A 15,898-nucleotide genomic window follows, 5' to 3' on the forward strand; every position below is an offset into this window, starting at 1 on the left:
AACACGTGATTCAACGACGAATCCCCAGTAAGAGGGCATTTACAAAATGCCTGCGCTCGGCAATACGGCGTTGAAATCGATCTCAAAATACTCATTTACTCCATGTAAACTCCGCTTTTTCGACCGATTTCGCCTTGTCTTGCCTTCGCTCGTCGAATTTGTAAACACCCTCTAAGGAATCCTTGCCATGAAAGCCACAGTCAAATGGACCGACGGCCGCCAGTTCGTCACCGAATCCGGCAGCGGCCACAGTATCGTGATCGACGGCAACCCGGACCACGGCGGCCGCAACACCGGCCCGCGCCCGATGGAAATGGTGCTGATGGGTCTCGGCGGCTGCACGTCGTTCGACGTCATCCAGATTCTCGAAAAGGCTCGCGCCAACGTCACCGACTGCGTCGCCACCCTGGAAGCCGAGCGCTTCGACGGCACCCCCAGCGTGTTCACCAAGATCCACGTCCACTTCGTCGTCACCGGCAAAGGGCTGAAGGATGCCGTGGTGAAGCGCGCCGTCGACCTCTCTGCCGAGAAATACTGCAGCGCCTCGCTGATGCTCGCCAAGGGCGGCGTGGAAATCACCCACTCCTACGAGATCGTCGAGGCGTAAGACGCGAGACGCGAGACGCGAGCCGCGAGCCGCGAGCCGCGAGCCGCGAGCCGCGAGCCGCGAGCCGCGAGCCGCGAGCCGCGAGCCGCGAGCCGCGAGCCGCGAGGAGCAGGCTCCTGCCTCAAACGCAAAATGCCAGCGATGTTTATCGCTGGCATTTTCGTTCGAGGATGCTTTTTAAAGCTGCCCCTTCGTCGTCGCTTGCGGTTCAGATCCGGTAGACGCTTTTCGTCATGACCTTCGACACCAACCGCATGCCCCACTTCACCGGTAGCGGGAAGCGGCTGCCGCCGGATTCCAGCGCCCAGCGTTCGTGCTGCGCTTCGTCGATGCACATCTGCTCCAGTACCGCCCGCGAGCGCTTGTCGTCGATCGGCAGCTTGCGCAGATGCGACTCGAGATGGCGTCCCACCTGCTCTTCGGTGGCGGCAACGAAGCCGAGACTGACACGGTCGCCGATCGCGCCGGCCAGCGCGCCCAAGCCGAAGGAGGCGGCGTAGAACGCGGGGTTGAGATAGCTGGTGCGGCCGTCGAGCTCCTGCAGGCGCTGGTCGCACCATGCCAGGTGATCGATCTCCTCCGCGGCGGCTTCTTCCATGCGTTCGCGGGTCTCGGTCAATTTCGCCGTCAGGCCCTGACCCTGATAGAGCGCCTGCGCGCAGACCTCGCCGGTATGGTTGATGCGCATCAACCCCGCGACCTGACGACGCTGCTCCTCGTCGAGAAAGCTTTCGGGTTGCACATTGGCCGGGGATGGTCGACTCGGCTGGGCCGCCTTGGGTACCAGCGTGCGCAGCACGGTATCGAACTGATGGATCAGATTGTCGGCACGGGAAATCTGGCGTGTCATCGGAGTCTCCTGGCGGTCTGGCGGCTTAACAAGGTCGGTCACTGTCGAGTGGGCCGGCGCGCGTTGCGCCGTTGCGCTCAGCCCGGCGGCCACTGCATCCGGCGCCCGCCCAGCAGATGCATGTGAATATGATAGACCGACTGCCCGCCCGCTTCGTTGCAGTTCATCACCACGCGGTAGCCGTCCTCGGCGAATCCGAGCTGCTTGGCCAGCTTGGCGGCGGTGTACTGCAGCCGGCCGATCAGCGCCAGGTCTTCTTCCTCGATGTCGTTGAGAGTGGCGATCGGCTTCTTGGGGATGATCAGAATGTGCGTGGGCGCCTTGGGATCGATGTCGTTGAAGGCCAGTACCTCGTCGTCTTCGTAGACGATGTCTGCCGGTATCTCGCGATCGATGATCTTGCTGAAAAGTGTCGGCTCCATGAGAACTCCTGATATCGAAATGATGTCCCGGCCTCAGCGAAAGCGTCGCTGGGCCAGCAGCTGTCGTACCTGCGGCGCGAGGATCAGATCCATCGCCAGCGACAGTCGCGCGCCGGGCACGACCAGCGTGTTGGGGCGACTCATGAAGGCATCATGAATCATGGTGACCAGATAGGGGAAGTCGACGGCCGCCGGGTCGCGGAAGCGGATGACCACGAAGGATTCGCCATCGTTGGGTACGTCCTGAAGCTCGAACGGGTTGGAGGTATCGACCGTCGGCACGCGCTGGAAGTTGATGTGCGTACGGGAGAGCTGGGGCTGGATATAGCGCACGTAGTCGTGCATGCGGCCCAGAATCGTGTCGATGACCGCCTCCTGGGAATAGCCCCGCAGCTTGGTGTCGCGATCGATCTTCTGCAGCCATTCGAGATTGATCGTCGGCGCCACGCCGATCAGCATGTCGACGTGGCGGGCGATGTCGACCTCGTGGGTCACCAGGCCACCATGAAGCCCCTCGTAGAGCATCAGGTCGGTGCCGCTGGGGATCGGCTGCCAGTCGGTGAAGGTGCCGACCTGCCAGCCCGCCTCGATCATGCGCTTGTCTTCGGCATGAATGTAGTGGCGATAGGTCCCCTTGCCGCTCTCGCCGTACTCCTGAAACAGCGCGTCGAGCCGGTCGAGCAGGTTGGCGTTGACCGAGAAGTGAGAAAGCTCGGCCTTGCGCTCCGGCTCGGTCTGCAGAATCTGCGCCAGCTCCGCCCGCGAGTAGCGATGGAAGGCATCGCCGTCGATGAACGCGGCGTGCACGTCCTCGCGGGCGAACATGCGCTCGAACGTTCGCTTGACCGTGGTGGTACCGGCTCCCGACGAGCCGGTCACCGCGATGATCGGAAATTCACGCGACATGCGATGCCTCTCTGTTTCGCCAAACTCGCTTTCGCCAAACCCGCTTTCGCCAGATCCGCTCTCGCCAGATCAGCGCGCTGCCGCGGCCATTCGACGTGGCCCCGCGATAGCTCGACAGATCGAGCCGGCGATTGGCCGGTCGTTGGCGCATCGCACGCTGCATGGCGGGTTTCCTTGTCTCTATGACGCCCGATCGTTCAGGACGACTGACGTTCTCGGGCAATGGCGCGATGGGCGATGTCGCGGCGATATTCGGCGCCGTCCCAGCGGACCATCTCGAGCCCGGCATAGGCCTGCGACGTCGCCGCGCCGACCGTGTTGCCGAGAGCGGTCACACATAGCACGCGCCCGCCGCTGGTGACGACGCGACCATCGTCGCTCATGCGGGTACCGGCGTGGAACACCTTGCAGCCGGCCGCGTCCGCCGCGTCGAGCCCGGTAATCTCGTCACCCTTGCGATAGCTGCCGGGATAGCCTTTCGCCGCCAGCACCACGCCCACGGCGGCACGGGAATCCCATTCGCACTCGACCTGATCGAGACGCCGTTCCAGCGCGGCCTGGCACAGCGCCACCAGATCGCTCTTCAGCCGCATCAGGATCGGCTGGGTTTCCGGATCGCCGAAACGACAGTTGTACTCGATCACTCTAGGGGCGCCGTCGGCATCGATCATCAGCCCGGCGTAGAGGAAACCGGTATAGGGGTGGCCTTCGGCGGCCATGCCCCGCACCGTGGGCAGGATCACCTCATCCATGATGCGTCGATGAACGCTCTCGGTGACCACCGGCGCCGGCGAGTAAGCGCCCATGCCACCGGTATTGGGCCCGGTATCGCCGTCGCCGGCGCGCTTGTGATCCTGGCTGGTGGCCATCGGCAGCACGTGCTCGCCATCGACCATGACGATGAAGCTGGCCTCCTCGCCCTCGAGGAAATCCTCGATCACGACCCGCGCTCCGGCATCGCCGAAGGCGTTGTCCTCGAGCATGTCACGGATCGCCGCTTCGGCCTCGGCTTCGGCCATCGCCACGACCACGCCCTTGCCCGCGGCCAGCCCGTCGGCCTTGATCACGATCGGCGCGCCCTTCTGCCCGAGGTAGGCCAGCGCGGATTCGACCTCGCTGAACGTCTGGTAGTCGGCGGACGGAATCGCGTGGCGTGCCAGGAAGTCCTTGGTGAATGCCTTGGAGCCCTCGAGCTGCGCGGCGCCCTCGGTCGGGCCGAAGATGGCCAGCCCCGCTGCCTGGAACGCGTCGACGACGCCGGCGACGAGCGGCGCTTCCGGCCCGACGATCGTCAGATCGACGGCGTTGTCACGCGCGAAGACGATCAGCGCTTCGCTGTCCATGACATCGATGGCAACGTTGGTCAGCCCCGGCTCCCGCGCGGTGCCGGCATTGCCCGGTGCCACGAAAACCGTCTCGACCTGCGGTGATTGTGCCGCTTTCCATGCCAGCGCATGTTCGCGCCCGCCCCCGCCAATGATCAGAACCTTCATCGCTAACCTTCTTCTGCCGAGCCTTGATTGGCTGAGTGAGTGGCTGAGTGAGAGAGTGAACGGGCATTATGTCAGAAAGGTGTCCTGCTCGCCGCTGTGTTCGGGCATCCCGCTGGCCCTGGGCGGCTATATTCGCATGCTATGTTCGCGTGCGCCGTTCAGGCAGAATGGCCGCCTGCCTGACTCCCTGTTGCCATGCGCTGAACCGCCATCTCCATGAACCTGATTCTGCTCCAGCCCGAAGATTGGGCGAACGACACTCACGCCTGTCTCCATGATCCGCGCCGCCTGCACCATCTCCGCGAAGTCCATCGCGCCGCGCCGGGAGACTGCCTGACCGTGGGCGCCCTCGACGGCCTGATCGGCCGCGGCGAGCTGCTGTCGTTGACCGATACCGAAGCACAGTTCCGGGTCACGCTCGATCGCGAGCCGCCGGCGCCGCTGCCGGTTCACCTGCTGCTGGCACTGCCGAGGCCGCGCATGCTGGCGCGAACGCTGGAGCACGTCTCGGCGCTGGGGGTCAAACGCGTAACGCTGATGCATACCCGCCGCGTCGAGAAGAGCTATTGGCAATCTCCCGAGCTGAAGCCGGAAAAGATCCGCCAGCATCTGCTGCTCGGGCTGGAGCAGGCCCGCGATACCCGGCTACCGGAGATCGCGTTCGAAACCCGTTTCAAGCCGTTCGCGGAAGATCGACTGCCGGCCATGCTCGCGGATCATCGCGGTTTGCTGGCCCACCCCGGGCTGGCTCAGGCCTGCCCGCGCGGCATCAGCGATGCCACATTGCTGGCCATCGGTCCGGAAGGCGGTTTCGTCGATTACGAGGTGGAGAAGTTCCTCGAACTGGGCTTCGAGGGGATCCATCTGGGAGAGCGCATCCTGCGCGTCGAGACGGCCGTGACGGCGCTGCTGTCTCGACTGTTCTGAGCCGCCGGCTGCCGGCCCGATGGCGCGGCGTGACGGCTGGGCCGAGAGCGCCCGCGCGCGTCAGAACATTCATGCACGCGTCAAAAATCCGTGGCCGGCTTCGGTAACTCCTCGGGCAGGCGGCGCTGCCAGTCAGCCAGGTCGCGGATGAGTTCGATATTCAGAAAGCGCCGCAGCGTCGTGCCCAGGTTGGTGAGCAGCTGCGCCGTCGCGGCATCCAGGGTGGGCCTGGCCCCGCTGTTGCCGGCGTCTTGCACCCACAGCAGCAGAGGCACGGCAGGGCCAGCGCTCGAGGCAACCGGTGCCAGCGTCCGCTTCACCCGCCGGTAGAGATCGGCCACGTCGACCTGCGCGGCATCGACCCACAGCACCCAGGCCCGCACGGTCGCCGACGCGGCCTGAGCTTCCAGCGTGACCTGCCAGCGCCGGCCCGCAGGAGCTGGTAGTTGCGCCAGCGCCTGCATCAGCCCCTCGTCGTCCGGTTCTCCGATCACCCCCAGCGGCACGGTGCCGGGGGCAGCCCAGGCGCGCAGCCCTGCCGCCTGATCGGTCATGCCGCCTGCCCCCGGTCGCTGGCGTCGAGCCCCATCAGGGCGTCATGGGCGCTCAGCGTGTCCATCAGCGCTTCCATCAGCGCCTTGGGCCGACGACCGCAACGACGCTGGGCGATACCGGAAAGCCGTGCGCGAACGTCCATCGCCCAATCCGCCTCTTCCGCACTCAAGCGCACCGCCAGCGCCGCCAGCGTCGAGGCCAGCTGCCAGCGCTGCTCCCGATCCTTCACCAGCCCGCGCTCCTGCATTGCCTGATCGGCCTGCCGGGTCAGCCCGGGCAGGGTCTCGATCATGACCGCCGGGGGCAGGCGCGATGCGATATCGAGCCCCGCCTGGCTGCTGCTCAGCCAGTAACGTCTGGCCAGCCTGCGGCCATCGTCGGCGTCGCGAATTTCGCCGTACCACGCCACCACCGGCAGGCTGTAGGCATCCTGGCGCCGCTGGCTGACGCTCGTTTCCAGCCGCGTCAGGTGAAGAGTGGCGGCACGCCCCTGGTGGCGCAGGGGTTGCGGCTCGACGGCTTCGCCCAGCGTCATCGCCCGAGACAGCGGCAGCCATTCGCCGGCATGACGAATCCGGCGCGCGCCGGTCACGGCCGCCAGCCAGCCGCGCCCGGCGGCCTCGAAACGTTCGAGGTCGGCGACGGCCGGCAGTTGCGCCAGCAGATGCCAGCCCGCGCCGAGATCGTCGGCCCAGCGAAACTGTTCGGCACTGCCCGCGGGGAGACGGTGTCGCGGCCAGGTCAGCGGCTGGGGCATGCCGTGATGATCCAGCGACACCAGTGGCATCGCCTGATCGGCGCCACTGACGCTGGTGGCCTTGGACCAGTAGAGCGCGTGGGGCACGTCCGCAGCGGCCAGCAGGCTCTGTTGGGTAGCGCCCGCCATGAGCCGGGCGAACTCGTCGCCCCCGGCTTGCGTCGAACGCTTGGCACGGCGCCAGATCTGCTCGAGCAGCGTCATGCCCAGATTGTGCTGTCTCAGGGTATCGAGCGTCGCAACCAGGGCATCGCGCTGACGCAGAACACCACGCGAGAGCGCCTGCTGCCGCGCCTGCTGCGGAGGCACCGTGGCCGCCGCCTCGCTGACGAAGGGCGAATCGCCGGCCAGTGCCAGCGCTTCGTCGAGCAGGGCGTCGGCATCGACGAGTTCGAGATCTTCCGGCACGCGCTGGCCGCGGGAGACGTAGCAGAGCCTGAGCCGATGGCGAATGACCACATCCAGCACGTTACCCAGCCGTGCCGCCTCGTCGAGCTTGGTCAGGATGCAGCCCCACAGCGGCTCTCCCGCCTCCTGCGAGGCCTGCTGCCAGGCCTCGATGACCTGCGCCAGGGTATCGCCGTGACTGGCCGCGTTGAGCACCAGCACCCGCCGAGCCGGCGCCGGGCCGGCCCCCAGCCGCGCGATCTCGCCTACCAGCCGCTGGTCCCGCTGGCTCATGCCGACCGTGTCGATCACCGTGAGCTTCTTGCCTCCGCTGCGTGACAGCAGTGCCCGGCGCGGTTGGGTCAGACGCGCCAGCAGGTCGCCGAGATTGCCGTTCTCCTCGAGCGCGTGGACTTCCGAGCCCAGTAGCCGGGCGTAGATGCGTAGCTGCTCGGCCGCACCGATACGGTAGCTATCCGTCGTCACCAGCGCGACGTCCTTCGGGCCGTGACGCATCACGTAGCGGGAGGCCAGCTTGGCGGTGGTGGTGGTCTTGCCGACACCGGTGGGGCCGACCAGGGCAAACACGCCGCCGCTCTCGAACAGGGCTTCCTCGTCATCCAGCAGCGACAGGCGAGCGCGCAGCTGGCGCACGAGCCAGGCCTTCGCGGCGGGGGACTCCGGTTGTTCGTCGCGCAGCTCTTCCGGCGGATCCTGAATGACCTCGTCGGCGAGCGAAGCGCTGAAGCCGGCCTGGATCAGACGTTGACGCAATGCGGTCGTCAACGATGCTGCGTCGCTCTGCGAGGAAGCCGTGCCCCCGCTAAGCATGGCGCGCACGTCCTCCAGCAACTGGCGGTTCAGGGCCTGCAGCGTTTCCAGGGTCGGGTTGGGGGCCGGAGCCGGGGCCGGCGCTTCCGCGGGGGGCGCTTCCGCCGCCGGCGACTCGAGGCTGGAGAGCGTCTGCTCATGCTCCTGCTCGGGCATGGCGATGATCTCGACGCCACCCTCGACGGAACGGTTGGAAAGGATCAGTACCTGATCCCCCAGCGCCGCCCTCACCTGACGCATGGCTTCGCGGCTATTGCTGGCAGTGAAACGTTGGACGCCCATGACTTCCTCGATGATGCGAGGCAGTCTGCCGTTCTACCGCTGACCGCCTCTGGAGTTTCGCGCCCACAGTCTGCCAGTCGGAAGATCGCGGGCATGGGTGGGAATGGCCATCAAACCGGCGCCAATTCGAGGGCTGACCGGACAGCTAGGCAACGAGCCCTGCCGGATCCGCGCTCGGCGCAGCGCTTGCGTCCGGCTCAGCCTTCCCTGACGGTTCAGCTCTCGGTCAGGCGCCGGAACAGCGACTGCGTGGGGTAACCATCCGGAATGACACCGATGCTGCGCTGATAGGCGCGTAATCCGGCACGGGTGTTGGGACCGACCAGGCCATCCGGAGTGCCGACATCGAACCCGTGGGAATTGAGCTCCTGCTGCATGCGCCGGATGCGATCACGTGACAGGGCCGGCTCCCCGCGCGGCCACTCGCCCTGGATGCCCGGCCGTCCGGCCAGCCGATCCGACAGCGTCGCCACCGCCAGCGCATAGCTGGTGGAGGCGTTGTAGCGCATGATCACGCGGAAGTTGTGGCCGACCAGGAACGCCGGCCCCTTGGCGCCGGCGGGCGCGATGACCGAGGCCTGATCGAAGTCCGGCAGCGGGCTGCCGTCGAGACGCTTCACTCCCTGGGTTTGCCACGCCCGGGCATCGTGGCGTACCGACAGCTCGGTCTGCGAATAGTCGAAGTCGTCCGGCAATGTGACTTCGACGCCCCAGGGCTGCCCCCGCTGCCAGCCGGAAGCCTCCAGATAGTTGGCGGTCGACGCCATCACGTCGGGAATGCTGCCCCAGATATCGCGACGGCCGTCGCCATCTTCATCCACCGCGTAGGCCAGGAAACTGCTCGGAATGAATTGGGTATGACCCATCGCCCCGGCCCAGGAACCCCGCATGCGATCGCGGTCGATATCGCCGTTCTGTAGAATCTTGAGCGCGGCCATCAGTTCGCCGCGCGCGAACGACTGACGGCGGCCATCGAACCCCAGCGTCGACAGCGCGTCGATGGTCTCGAAGTTGCCGAAGTTGCTGCCGTAATTGCTCTCGATCCCCCAGATGGCGACGATCACCTCCCCCGGTACGCCATACTGCTGCGTTACCTGATCCGCCGTGGCGCGATGTTCGGCAAGACGCGCGCGGCCGGTGGAAACGCGCTGCGCCGAGACGGCACTGTCGAGATAGCTCCAGACCTGGCGGGTGAATTCGGGCTGGGAGCGGTCGTACTCGAGGATGCGGGGCTGATAGCTGACCGGGTCGAACGCCTCGGCCAGGGTTGCCTGATCGATACCCTCGGCGGCGGCCCGCTGCCGGAAATCGGCCACCCAGGCGTCGAACGCCGCCGGATCCTTCGGCGTTTCCGGGCTTGCTTTGGCGTCGGTTGCGGCATCAGCACTCTCACCGGCGCTGTCCGCAGCATCGGCCGATTTCGAGGAGGTCGCCCCGGAAGCGACGGAAGACGACGATGACGAAGCCACGGCGCCACTCGTGTTCGAGGCGTTCGACACAGTATGCGTATCGGCAACGCTCTGACATCCCAGAAGCGCTAGACAAAGACAGAGCGAGAGTGTGGCAGGAGCCTTGACCGGCAGTGAACGCTTCACAAAAGCACATCCTTAATGCTGAATATCCTGTATGTCGGCGTCGATACGCCAACCAAATTGCCCCCGCAGTGTAGCGTATCCCGCCGCCCCGGGAACCTCGATCGGTGATCGCCTCGATATCCGGGATACACCGATGGAAGCGCCAGGCTCACGGCTCGAGTCCCCCTTTTCGACGTCCTCCGGCGATTCTACCCGGATGACTTCCCCGGTGCCGCCCCCTATGGCTAGGGGCATATCGGCGTGGTAAAGTCGGTTCAACGCTGTCGCCCGATTCTCATAAATCATCAATACTTTCAATAATTTCGCGTATCGCAAATTATGATCGGGCGCTTTCTGAAGGGAGGAGAGACACCATGCCGGGCCACATGCCTAGCCAGCTGTCGCTGACATGCGCGACCTGTCGTATTGGCGCCCAGACTCGTATCGGTGCCCGGGCTCTGCCGCCCCGTGCCGGCACGATCACGACCCAGAACCAGACACCCGCCTGGATGCTGGCGCCTCGCGGCGTGCGCCGTCCCTATCTGACCGATCCGCCCCAGCGTCTCTGACCCGGCGACGAGTTCCCGTGGCGCGACGCGCGCCGCCACCGCGGGTCCCCCGCTCGCCGTCGTCTCTTGTCCGCCTGAGCGAGCCTGCCTCGCGGAGAAGATCACTACCGCACCGACTCTCTGCCACAGTCTCGCGACCTACGCCTCGTGCGGCTGGCAACATCGCTTACACTGGAGCGAGTTACGGTCGCGGACCGATCGCGATGAACGCGAGAACGAAGCTCGAACCCACCGGACCGTCGCCCTGCGCCGGGCCGATGATCGAGCCTCCCTGATCCAAGAATAGAGCGACGATTTCATGTCACTGCCGCTGATCGTTCTACTGCCGCTACTGGGCAGCCTGATACCGTTGCTGAGCAACAATCGGCAACGCACGCTCAATGCCTGGTCCACCGCGCTGCTCCCTGCGATCGCGCTAGGCATGGCCATTTCGCATGCGCCTGGAGTGATCTCCGGCGAGGTGTATCACTTCAGCATGAGCTGGGTGCCGCAACTGGGGCTCGATCTGGCGTTCCGGCTCGACGGGCTCTCGCTGCTGTTTTTGCTGCTGATCCTGGGCATCGGGCTGCTGATCATTCTGTATTCCCGCTATTATCTGTCGCCGGACGACAGCATGCCTCGGTTCTACGCCTACCTGATGCTGTTCATGACTTCCATGATCGGCATCGTCATGGCCGACAACCTGCTGCTGCTGTGGGTATTCTGGGAATTGACCAGCCTGTCGTCGTTTCTGTTGATCGGCTACTGGTACCAGCAGAGCGAGGCACGACGAGGCGCCCGCATGGCCCTGGCCGTCACCGGCATGGGCGGGCTGGCGATGCTGGCCGGTTTCCTGCTGATCGGCCATATCGTCGGGACCTTCGACATGCAGACGGTGCTCGACAGCCGTGATCTGATCCAGGCCGATCCGCGCTATCTGCCGGCACTGCTGCTGGTGCTGCTGGGCGCCTTCACCAAGTCGGCGCAGTTTCCGTTCCATTTCTGGCTGCCCCACGCCATGGCAGCGCCGACGCCGGTCTCGGCATTCCTGCACTCCGCCACGATGGTCAAGGCCGGGGTCTTCCTGCTCGCGCGCATGCATCCGGCACTGGCCGGCTCGCAGCTCTGGCTCTATATCGTCACCCTGACCGGGCTGGTGACGATGATCTACGCCGCCTATTTCGCGCTGCTCAAGTACGATCTCAAGGGCGTGCTGGCATTTTCCACCGTCAGCCATCTGGGCATGATTACCATGCTGTTCGGGCTGGACAGCAAGATGGCGGTGGCGGCCGGGCTGTTTCATATTCTCAACCATGCCATGTTCAAGGCGACGCTGTTCATGTCGGCGGGCATCGTCGATCACGAGACCGGTTCGCGAGACATCCGCAAGCTGAGCGGCCTGCGACGCAGCATGCCGATGACGGCCGCACTGGCCGGTCTCGCCGCGGCTTCCATGGCCGGCGTTCCCCTGCTCAACGGCTTCATATCGAAGGAGATGATGCTGACCGAGACGCTGGAAACCGGGATCCTGGGCGGCCTGGCCTGGCTGATCCCGGTGCTCGCGACCCTCGGCAGCGTGCTGTCGGTGGCCTATTCGCTGCGTTACGTACGCAACGTCTTCTTCGGCCCGGAAGCGCAGGAGCTGCCCAAGACGCCCCACGAGGCGCCTTTCCTGATGCGTCTGCCGATGCTGCTGTTGGTCGCGCTGTGCGTCGTGATCGGCCTGCTGCCCGCGCTGATCGTCACCGGACTGCTCGGTGCCGCCGCGCAGGTCACGATTCTGCCACCGAGACCGGAGCTGCACCTGGCGATCTGGCACGGATTCAACCTGCCCCTGCTGATGAGCGTCATCGCTCTGGCCGGCGGGGTCGGCATCTACGCCGTACGCCGCAAGCTGTTCGCCTTCCAGCGCCAGTTCCCGCAGCGCAACGCCTCGATGATCTTCGAGCACAACGTCCGCAGCCTGCTGCACTGGACCCAGCAAGCGATCGATCGCTTCGAGAATGGCTCGCTGCAGCGCTACATGCTGTGGTTGATCATCGCCGTGCTATTCCTCACCGGCAGCGGCCTGCTGGACCTTACCCAGTTGCGCGGGCCGCGCCAGCTCCAGGCGCTCGATGGCCTGCTGATCGCGGGCGCGGTGATCACCATTCTGGCGGGCCTGGGCACGGCGGTGCTGCATCGCCGACGCCTGGTCTCGCTGATGATGCTGTCGGTGGTGGGGCTGATGGTTTCGTTGGCCTTTGCCCGCTTCTCGGCTCCCGACCTCGCCCTGACCCAGCTGGCGGTCGAGGTGGTGACGGTCATCCTGCTGATGCTGGCGCTGTTCTTCCTGCCGCAGCGTACGCCCAAGGAGTCCAGCGGCGCACGCGTGGTCCGCGATGTTCTGCTGGCGGCGGGCTTCGGCGGCATCGTCGCGAGTCTCAACTATGCGATGCTGACGCGACCGCTGGACACCATTTCCGGCTTCTTCCTGGAGAACAGCGTCAGCGGCGGCGGCGGCCACAACGTGGTCAACGTCATCCTGGTCGACTTCCGCGGCTTCGATACGCTGGGCGAGATCACCGTGCTGTGCATTGCCGCCATCGGCATCTACAAGCTGCTCAACCGCCTGCGTCTGTTCATGCCCTCCAGCGATAGCGAAGGGCGCCCCTGGTCCCGCGATCTGCATCCCATGCTGCTGGGTACGGTATCGCAGAGCCTACTGCCGCTGGCGCTGCTGGTGTCGGTGTTCATCTTCCTGCGGGGTCACAACGAACCCGGTGGCGGCTTCATCGCCGGCCTGGTGACGGCCGTGGCCTTGATCCTGCTGTATATCGCCCGTGGGGTCGACTGGACCCAACAGAGAATGTCGTTCCAGTATCAGCCGATCGCCGTGGTCGGTGTCGCCATCGCCGCGCTGACCGGACTCGGCAGCTGGGCCTTCGGCCACAACTTCCTGACCTCTGCCTTCGGGCACTTCTCGATTCCCTATATCGGCGAGATCGAGCTCGTCACGCCGATGCTGTTCGACCTCGGCGTCTATCTCACCGTCGTCGGCGCCACGCTGATGATTCTGGCCAATCTGGGCAAGTTGACGACACGGCACCGTCCCAGCAAAGAGAATGAAAAGGAGACCGTCTGATGGAAGCGCTCTTTGCCACCGTAACCGGTTTCCTGGCCGCCAGCGGGCTCTACCTGGCGCTGCGTGGCCGCACCTTCCCCGTGGTCGTGGGGCTGACGCTGCTCTCCTACGCGGTCAACCTGTTCCTTTTTTCCACCGGCGGCCTGACCACCAATGGCGCGGCGGTGATTCGTGACGGCGTCGATTATTACGCCGACCCGCTGCCACAGGCCCTGGTGCTGACGGCCATCGTGATCGGCTTCGCCATGACGGCGTTCTCGGTGATCCTGGCGATGCGCGTGCGCGGCGACCTGGGCAGCGATCAGGTCAACGACCAGCGTGGCGAAGAGTCGAAGGAGGACAAGTCGTGATGCAGCACCTGATCATCCTTCCGATTCTTCTGCCGCTGTTGAGCGGCCTGCTGATGCTGGTCAAGCGGGACTCGGCCGTACTGCCTCGCCGGGCGATCGCCCTGGTCAGCACGGCGCTGCTGCTGGCAGTCAGTGCCATGCTGGTGGTCCAGAGCGACAGCGGTGACATCACCTACTACGCCCTGGGCGACTGGCAGCCGCCGTTCGGCATCATCCTGGTACTCGACCGGCTCTCCGCACTGATGGTATGCCTTACCAGCTTCCTGGCGCTCGGCAGCGTGGCCTACGCCTGTGCCGGCGACGATCGCAAGGGCAGCAATTTCCACGGTCTGTTCCAGCTCCAGTTGATGGGGATCAACGGCGCCTTCCTGACTGGCGACATCTTCAACCTGTTCGTGTTCTTCGAGGTGCTGCTGATCGCCTCCTACTCGCTGCTGATGCATGGCGGCGGCAAGGATCGCACCCAGGCCGGCTTCCACTACGTGGCGCTGAACCTGGCGGGCTCGGCGATGTTTCTGATCGCGCTCGGGGTGCTCTACGGCACCACCGGCACGCTCAACATGGCCGACATGTCCCAGAAGGTGGCATCGCTCGACCCCGATCGTCTTGGCCTGCTCAAGGCGGGGGCGTTTTTGCTGCTGGTGGTGTTCGGGCTGAAGGCCGCGATCCTCCCGCTCTATTTCTGGCTGCCGCGGGCCTACAGCAGTGCACCGGCGCCGGTGGCGGCACTGTTCGCGATCATGACCAAGGTGGGGATCTACGCCATTCTGCGGGTCTATACGCTCATCTTCGGCGACAGCGCAGGCGGGCTCGCCAATTTCGTCCAGCCCTGGCTCTGGTGGTTCGCACTGGCGACGCTGGCCCTCGGCGGGCTGGGTGTCTTGTCGGCGCGGGATCTGCGTAATCAGGTGGCCTATCTGCTGCTGATTTCGGTGGGGACGTTGCTGGTCGGCGTCAGCATGAACCGCGAGGCGCCCATCGCCGCCCTGCTCTACTACATGATCCACACCACGCTGGTCAGCGGCGGCCTGTTCCTGCTGGCCGATGCGATCGGCGAACAGCGCGGCAAGGCCGGGGCACGTATCGTGCCCGGCCGGGGCGTCACCCAGCCTGCGCTGCTGGGTCTGTTCTACTTCATCGGTGCGGCGACCATCATCGGGCTACCGCCGTTTTCGGGCGCTATCGGCAAGGCACTGCTGCTCGATTCGGCCCTGCCGAGCGAACAGCCGTGGCTGTGGTCGCTGTTGCTGCTGTCGAGCCTCGCCGGTCTCGTCGCCATGGCGCGCAGCGGCTCCACCGTCTTCTGGAAGGCTGGCCGCGGCGACAACGATGGCCCCAGGCTGAAGACGGCAATGCTGGCGGGCCTGATCCTGCTGCTCGGCGCCTCGCCGGTGCTCTCGATCCTGGCCGGCCCGATCACTCGCTTCACCGATGCCAGTGCCACACAGCTGCTCGATCAAGACGCCTACGGCGAAGCGATTATCTCCCCGAACGTTACCGGAGGTGACTCATGATTCCTCCCATTCGCTGGCTGCCGATGCCGGTGCTGTCACTGCTGCTGCTGGTCGTCTGGCTGTTGCTGCAGCAGAGCGTGGCACTCGGACAATGGATTCTTGGCGGCGTCCTGGCGATCCTGATTCCGGTGATCTGTCGACCGTTCTGGGAACGCCAGCCCACCATCAAGCGCCCCTTGAAACTGGTCGGCTACTTCTTTCGGGTGCTGGGCGACATCGTGACCGCCAATCTGCAGGTTTCGAAGCTGATTCTCGATCCCCGCGGCCGGATGCGCCCCGCCTTCGTGGAATATCCGCTGACGCTGAAGGAGAGCTTTCCGATCACCATCCTGGCCAGCACCATCACCATGACGCCGGGGACCGTCTCGGCCCACCTGCGCCTGGATGGCAAGACCCTGCTCATTCACGCGCTGGACGTGGGCGATATCAACGCCCTGATCGACGACATTCACCAGCGCTACGAGCGCCCACTGCTGGAGATCTTCGAATCATGATCGACATGGCTCTGTGGATCGCGCTGGCGCTGTTCTGCGCCGCCGTCGTACTCAATTTCTATCGTGCCGTGGTCGGGCCGAGCCTGCCGGATCGCATTTTGGCGGTGGATACCATGTACATGAACTCGATCGCTCTGATCGTGCTGTTCGGTATCTGGGTCGACAACAAGGACTACTTCGAGGCGGCGCTGCTGATCGCGATGCTCGGCTTCGTCAGCACCATCGCCGTCTGCAAGTACCTGCTGCGCGGCGACATCATCGAATAGGAGGGATAACG

At 65.2% G+C, this 15,898-nt stretch carries 15 protein-coding genes; 8 read left to right on the top strand and 7 right to left on the bottom strand.

Annotated elements, in window-relative coordinates; genetic code table 11:
* Positions 1 to 187 precede the first annotated feature (187 nt).
* A complete protein-coding gene (locus CCD76_RS03900) occupies positions 188 to 607 on the top strand; it encodes an OsmC family protein (RefSeq protein WP_087718243.1) in 420 nt (139 codons plus the stop codon).
* A 208-nt stretch (positions 608 to 815) separates the two neighbouring features.
* On the opposite strand, the gene coq7 is transcribed toward CCD76_RS03900, so the two are convergent.
* From coq7 to purD, 4 genes are all read right to left on the bottom strand, one after another.
* Positions 816 to 1,457: a 2-polyprenyl-3-methyl-6-methoxy-1,4-benzoquinone monooxygenase gene (coq7, locus tag CCD76_RS03905; protein ID WP_087718244.1), complete on the bottom strand. Its 642-nt coding sequence runs from the start codon at positions 1,455 to 1,457 to the stop codon at positions 816 to 818.
* A 77-nt stretch (positions 1,458 to 1,534) separates the two neighbouring features.
* Positions 1,535 to 1,879 (bottom strand): histidine triad nucleotide-binding protein, encoded by a 345-nt coding sequence (locus CCD76_RS03910; RefSeq protein ID WP_071231368.1) that lies wholly within the window; start codon positions 1,877 to 1,879, stop codon positions 1,535 to 1,537.
* Between the two features lie 33 nt (positions 1,880 to 1,912).
* The gene (locus CCD76_RS03915) at positions 1,913 to 2,785 is read right to left on the bottom strand and encodes a phosphoribulokinase (RefSeq protein WP_071231367.1); all 873 of its coding nucleotides are present in this window, start codon (positions 2,783 to 2,785) and stop codon (positions 1,913 to 1,915) included.
* A gap of 197 nt (positions 2,786 to 2,982) precedes the next feature.
* On the bottom strand, positions 2,983 to 4,278 hold the full coding sequence (gene purD / locus CCD76_RS03920) for a phosphoribosylamine--glycine ligase (protein WP_087718245.1): 1,296 nt from the start codon (positions 4,276 to 4,278) through the stop codon (positions 2,983 to 2,985).
* 216 nt (positions 4,279 to 4,494) lie between these two features.
* On the opposite strand from purD, the gene CCD76_RS03925 reads away from it, so the two are divergent.
* Positions 4,495 to 5,205, top strand: coding sequence for a 16S rRNA (uracil(1498)-N(3))-methyltransferase (locus tag CCD76_RS03925; protein WP_087718246.1), 711 nt, complete (start codon positions 4,495 to 4,497; stop codon positions 5,203 to 5,205).
* A gap of 80 nt (positions 5,206 to 5,285) precedes the next feature.
* Here the strand turns inward: CCD76_RS03925 and CCD76_RS03930 are convergent, their stop codons facing one another.
* The 3 genes from CCD76_RS03930 to CCD76_RS03940 form a co-directional block, all read right to left on the bottom strand.
* A complete protein-coding gene (locus tag CCD76_RS03930; RefSeq protein WP_087718247.1) occupies positions 5,286 to 5,759 on the bottom strand; it encodes a hypothetical protein in 474 nt (157 codons plus the stop codon).
* Positions 5,756 to 8,017: a flagellar biosynthesis protein FlhF gene (gene flhF / locus CCD76_RS03935; protein ID WP_087718248.1), complete on the bottom strand. Its 2,262-nt coding sequence runs from the start codon at positions 8,015 to 8,017 to the stop codon at positions 5,756 to 5,758. The genes CCD76_RS03930 and flhF overlap by 4 nt, the downstream gene beginning before the upstream one ends.
* A gap of 215 nt (positions 8,018 to 8,232) precedes the next feature.
* A complete protein-coding gene (locus tag CCD76_RS03940; protein WP_256961090.1) occupies positions 8,233 to 9,486 on the bottom strand; it encodes a lytic murein transglycosylase in 1,254 nt (417 codons plus the stop codon).
* 479 nt (positions 9,487 to 9,965) lie between these two features.
* Between CCD76_RS03940 and CCD76_RS03950 the strand changes: the two genes are divergently transcribed.
* From CCD76_RS03950 to CCD76_RS03975, 6 genes are all read left to right on the top strand, one after another.
* The gene (locus tag CCD76_RS03950; RefSeq protein WP_087718251.1) at positions 9,966 to 10,160 is read left to right on the top strand and encodes a hypothetical protein; all 195 of its coding nucleotides are present in this window, start codon (positions 9,966 to 9,968) and stop codon (positions 10,158 to 10,160) included.
* A gap of 298 nt (positions 10,161 to 10,458) precedes the next feature.
* On the top strand, positions 10,459 to 13,263 hold the full coding sequence (locus tag CCD76_RS03955; RefSeq protein WP_087718252.1) for a monovalent cation/H+ antiporter subunit A: 2,805 nt from the start codon (positions 10,459 to 10,461) through the stop codon (positions 13,261 to 13,263).
* Positions 13,263 to 13,613, top strand: coding sequence for a Na+/H+ antiporter subunit C (locus tag CCD76_RS03960; RefSeq protein ID WP_087718253.1), 351 nt, complete (start codon positions 13,263 to 13,265; stop codon positions 13,611 to 13,613). The genes CCD76_RS03955 and CCD76_RS03960 overlap by 1 nt, the downstream gene beginning before the upstream one ends.
* Positions 13,610 to 15,127, top strand: coding sequence for a monovalent cation/H+ antiporter subunit D (locus CCD76_RS03965; protein ID WP_087718254.1), 1,518 nt, complete (start codon positions 13,610 to 13,612; stop codon positions 15,125 to 15,127). Before CCD76_RS03960 ends, CCD76_RS03965 begins: the two co-directional genes overlap by 4 nt.
* Entirely contained in the window at positions 15,124 to 15,621 is a 498-nt protein-coding gene (locus tag CCD76_RS03970; protein ID WP_071231357.1) for a Na+/H+ antiporter subunit E, read from the top strand. Before CCD76_RS03965 ends, CCD76_RS03970 begins: the two co-directional genes overlap by 4 nt.
* Positions 15,618 to 15,887: a K+/H+ antiporter subunit F gene (locus CCD76_RS03975; protein WP_071231356.1), complete on the top strand. Its 270-nt coding sequence runs from the start codon at positions 15,618 to 15,620 to the stop codon at positions 15,885 to 15,887. Before CCD76_RS03970 ends, CCD76_RS03975 begins: the two co-directional genes overlap by 4 nt.
* The last annotated feature ends 11 nt before the right edge of the window (positions 15,888 to 15,898 follow it).

The sequence above is a fragment of the Salinicola salarius genome (genome assembly GCF_002179555.1).
GTDB lineage: Bacteria > Pseudomonadota > Gammaproteobacteria > Pseudomonadales > Halomonadaceae > Salinicola > Salinicola salarius_A.